7 protein-coding genes are annotated in these 4,160 nt (G+C 43.0%); 2 read left to right on the plus strand and 5 right to left on the minus strand.

Features of this window, described 5'->3' with window-relative positions:
• Both SHEWPOL2_RS21525 and SHEWPOL2_RS21530 read right to left on the minus strand, forming a co-directional pair.
• Window positions 1-310: FAD-dependent oxidoreductase (locus SHEWPOL2_RS21525; protein ID WP_037431583.1), on the minus strand; the 310-nt coding region annotated here is incomplete at its 3' end.
• The gene (locus SHEWPOL2_RS21530; protein ID WP_037421538.1) at window positions 307-639 is read right to left on the minus strand and encodes a winged helix-turn-helix domain-containing protein; all 333 of its coding nucleotides are present in this window, start codon (window positions 637-639) and stop codon (window positions 307-309) included. The genes SHEWPOL2_RS21525 and SHEWPOL2_RS21530, both read right to left, overlap by 4 nt.
• Before the next feature lie 198 nt (window positions 640-837).
• On the opposite strand from SHEWPOL2_RS21530, the gene SHEWPOL2_RS21535 reads away from it, so the two are divergent.
• A complete protein-coding gene (locus SHEWPOL2_RS21535) occupies window positions 838-1,389 on the plus strand; it encodes a DUF924 family protein (protein ID WP_037431586.1) in 552 nt (183 codons plus the stop codon).
• Between the two features lie 166 nt (window positions 1,390-1,555).
• Window positions 1,556-2,377 carry a transporter substrate-binding domain-containing protein gene (locus SHEWPOL2_RS21540; protein WP_229777932.1) on the plus strand — a complete coding sequence of 274 codons (822 nt, stop codon included), beginning with the start codon at window positions 1,556-1,558 and terminating at the stop codon, window positions 2,375-2,377.
• 5 nt (window positions 2,378-2,382) lie between these two features.
• On the opposite strand, the gene SHEWPOL2_RS21545 is transcribed toward SHEWPOL2_RS21540, so the two are convergent.
• The 3 genes from SHEWPOL2_RS21545 to SHEWPOL2_RS21555 form a co-directional block, all read right to left on the minus strand.
• Complete coding sequence (locus SHEWPOL2_RS21545) at window positions 2,383-2,820, minus strand: universal stress protein (protein WP_037431592.1); 438 nt, start codon at window positions 2,818-2,820, stop codon at window positions 2,383-2,385.
• A gap of 172 nt (window positions 2,821-2,992) precedes the next feature.
• Window positions 2,993-3,424, minus strand: a complete 432-nt coding sequence (locus SHEWPOL2_RS21550) for a universal stress protein (protein WP_037431595.1) — start codon at window positions 3,422-3,424, stop codon at window positions 2,993-2,995.
• Between the two features lie 19 nt (window positions 3,425-3,443).
• Window positions 3,444-3,842, minus strand: a complete 399-nt coding sequence (locus SHEWPOL2_RS21555; RefSeq protein WP_037421553.1) for an STAS/SEC14 domain-containing protein — start codon at window positions 3,840-3,842, stop codon at window positions 3,444-3,446.
• Window positions 3,843-4,160 lie beyond the last annotated feature (318 nt).

The following is a 4,160-nucleotide window of genomic DNA, read 5'->3' on the forward strand; positions in this document are numbered from 1 at the left end:
GTTGGATCAAGGCTTTTGCCATTAAGCGCGACTCACCTTGAAGCTGATTAAGATAGGCTACATCGCCACTAAAACCGCCCATCAACCAACCGCCATTTCGCCCCGAAGCGCCTTGGCCAATGGTATCAGCCTCAAGAATCACCACGGATAAATTGGGCTGATATTGCTTAAGATAATAGGCCGTCCATAGTCCTGAATAACCTGCACCAATAATGGCGATGTCTGCGGCAATATCATGTTGTAGCGCAGGTAAAATAGTTCTTTGACTTAATTTAACTTCGGTATCAAACCAAAATCCGCGCTCTTTCACGCCACGGATTCACTTAATGGACTGATACCGATAATTGAGGCAATTTCCTCGAAATGTGTATCAACCCACGCACTGCTAATTGGCCCCCAGGTCAAAATGCGATAATAACCTGCATTGTTTCGACTGCCATCTTGGATAAACTCGACACGGATGCCGATATCTTCAAACGCGGCGATAGCATCCTGCAACGTTCGCCTCGGCATTCCAGTCAACTTATTGAGTGATAACAAGTTATGCCGATCATCGTCCATTAAATGCGCTAAATATAGCTTACGTAAAAACGCCTTATGTTGTTTCGATATTGACTGAGTAGCAGATTCGAGGGGCATAAAAAATCAATCCAAATATTGACCAAGTGAATATAAAACTACTTGATATTCAGTGAATAAGAAATAGCCTCCATTCAAATTATTCGAGCAAATTGACCCGTTTGACATCTGTTCCCACAGATACATTTTCGCATTTGCTTGTATAAGCTCTCCATCACTGTTATTTGTAAAAAAGATTAATCAATGGGAGAGCCAACGATGGGCCAAATGATGACCGCACAGCAAGTGCTACATTTCTGGTTTGAGGAAATTTCACCTCAATCTTGGTGGATAAAAGACCCAACATTTGATGCACAAATCCAATCTCGCTTTGAAGACCTATTAAAACAAGCCAAGCGCGGTGAGCTTGCGCATTGGCGCGTGACACCTCAAGGTCGTTTAGCCGAAATCATCGTACTGGATCAATTCTCGCGAAATATCTATCGCGACACGCCAGCAGCGTTTGAGGCCGACACCATTGCGCTGGTCCTTGCACAAGAGGCTGTTGCACTCCAAATTGATAAGGAGCTTTCTCCCAAACAAGTCCCCTTTTTGTTTATGCCTTTTATGCATAGCGAATCCCCAGCCATCCATCAAGTTGCTGTAAAATTGTTCAATCGAGAGGCTGCAATCGCTAATCTCGAATTTGAACTAAAACACAAGGCTATTATCGACAGATTCGGTCGTTATCCTCATAGAAACAAAATATTAGCTAGAGAGTCGACAGCAGAAGAAATCGCTTTTTTACGCCAGCCGGACTCGTCATTTTGAATATAAATAAGCTTTATTCAGATAAAAATAACTGTGGCTGTAGATTAACAAACTACACTTACAATGATATGTCAGGGGACAACTCTGGGCATCATGAGATGGCCAATGGTGCGAAAGGTAACAGTGCGTAATGAAACAAACTAACCATATTTCCTGCGTCTCTAGAATGACCTGTATTCGCTACCCATTGCTAGCAGTAATTGCATTATTGTATCCCCAATTAATCCAAGCGGCGGAACTGAAAATTGGCGTGAGCCTCTCCATTCCTCCCTATGTCATCCAAGAATCTGATAGCGGCCTAGAACTCGATTTGCTGTATCAAGCACTTGCAGTCAAAGGACATACCGCCAATATTGAATATTTGCCTTTAGCACGCACTTTCCATGAACTTAGGGAGGGCAAACTTGACGGCATAATCAACGTAAAAGAAGGCATGATCGAAAACGTTTTCTACTCTAATGTGGCGATTCGTTATCAAAATTGCGCAATCAGCCTAGAGAAAAATAACTTTTCGATTAATAGCATTAAAGACTTAACGGATAAAAAAGTCGTTTCCTTTCAACGTGCAGCAAGCTTCTTAGGTGATGAATTTACTCAAATGACTAAAGCTAATCCTAGTTACCAAGAACAAGCTCGGCAAATACAGCAGGTTTACATGCTGATGAAACACAGGGCTGATGTAGTGGTTATGGATAAGAACATTTTCACTTACTATCTTAGACAGGCATTTATTGAGGGAAAACTCACCGAAGTAGAGAGTAAACAGGTGGCGGTATGTCATCGCATTTTTCCACCGACTGAGTATAAATTTGCGTTTTTAAGCGAGCAAATCCGTGACGACTTTAACCTTGGATTAAAACAAATTACCGAAGATGGGACACTGATCGCCTTACAAGAAAAATATCGGCAACTCATGTCCCTAGAGAATGAAGCTGAAGCCTCAAATACCATTGTGGAACAATCAAAACTTAAGCAAGATCCTTTATAAGTTAACTACTTAACTACTAATACTGGGCATTTCGCCAATCTAACAACATCTTGACTCACATGGTGCTTTAAAAAATCCACTAAGCCGCTGCTGCCATGGCTTGCAATCACAATCATACCCGCATCGGCTGACTCAGCTAAAATCTCTTCGCTCGCATCACCATGACGAACAATACATTTAATCTTTAGTCCAGCCGCTAATCCCTGCTGCATTTGCAGCTGTAGACTCTGCATTTTTGTCTCCACAAACTCGGCTAACTGTTGCTCAAGTGTCGCGGGAGTATCTACCGCAATACCATAACAATGGGCACTTCTTGCAGGGCTGACAACATGCAGCAAACGGATATCTACTTGATATAGATTAGCCATTTCAACCGCATAATTAAGCGCATGGGCGGCAGTTGCCGAAAAATCCGTAGGGCATAACACTTCTTGAGTACGCATAATTTTATCCATCACTTAGGTTGTTGCGCCCCATATTAGGGCAAATGGCATTGCTTATAATCTGTATTTTATCGCAGTAACTCGGGACAAGCAGCTAGGCCGTAAAATTAATTATGCTTTAGCAATCAAAAACAAAGGGCGCCTTAGCGCCCTGTTATCTACCCAATACAGACTATTTCACTACCAATACAGGGCATGCCGCGCCATTGGCAACAGCTTCGGCAACATTCGTATGTAAAAAGTGCGAAATTCCGGTTCGTCCATGGCTAGCAATTACGACCATACCAACGTCCTTAGTATTCGCCTCCTCGAGGATTTGATCGACGGGATCGCCTCGGCGAATAAGTGTTGTAATCGGTAATTCGGTCTTGAGTCCCTCGAGTAACGCCTGCATTTTAGTTGCTGCGGCCTCCTCCATGCTTTTAGCGAGCTCCTCAGGGGTAATCGCTAAAATCATAAAGTTTTCATCACCAATAGGTTGCTCAACAACGTGTAAAATCTTTAGCCCTACATGGTATAGATTTGCCATTTCAATAGCATAACGTAACGCATGGGCCGCAGTTTCCGAAAAATCTGTGGGCCAGAGTATTTGACCTGAACGCATAATCTGTTCTCCTTAATGGCTAGTCATCGTGAAGCTCATCTTTGAGCCAAGTAATGGCATCCAGTTTGTCGACAAAAAACTTAACCTCGGCCGGAGTAAACCAGTTTGCCAGCTTTGCCATCACTTCCTGTAGAGTCGTTTTACCGACAATAGCAATCCGTTCAAAGTGGCGAACATGCTTAACCCCTAGTTTTAGATCATCCCAAGCGGCTTGAAGTTCCCAACCTTCAAGCTCAGTCACATCGACTAAGGCATAAATATCGGGATCTTTCACCCCAGCTAACGCGGCTTCGAGCACGGGTACCATCACCTCATAATCTTGATGAGTTAAGGTACCAATAGCTTTAAAGGCAACAAAAAAGTCATCATCACCATAACGCTCGATCCCAACTGAAATTCCATGCTTTAACAAAGTCATACATACTCCTTGTCTAACAAATGTCCTGTTAAGTGTAAAAGCTAAGTCTCTATCAGGCCGTGATCTTGCTCATAAATGCATCAGTATGCTTGCGCAAAATCACGCTAACCGCTAGGATAAACCGACTAATCAGTCGGTTTGTGTATTGAGCAACAAACGGCTTTATTTTATTAAGACTTGCACTGAAGGGATCACGATGAACATGGCAACAGACCCAGCAAAAATTTCGCCGTTAACCGAGTTACTCCAACATCAGCGTGCAAGTTACTTAGCCGCACCTAATCCTGATTATGCGATCCGTAAAGAACGCTTAATCCG

The organism is Shewanella sp. POL2 (genome assembly GCF_000282755.1).
GTDB classification, from domain to species: domain Bacteria; phylum Pseudomonadota; class Gammaproteobacteria; order Enterobacterales; family Shewanellaceae; genus Shewanella; species Shewanella xiamenensis.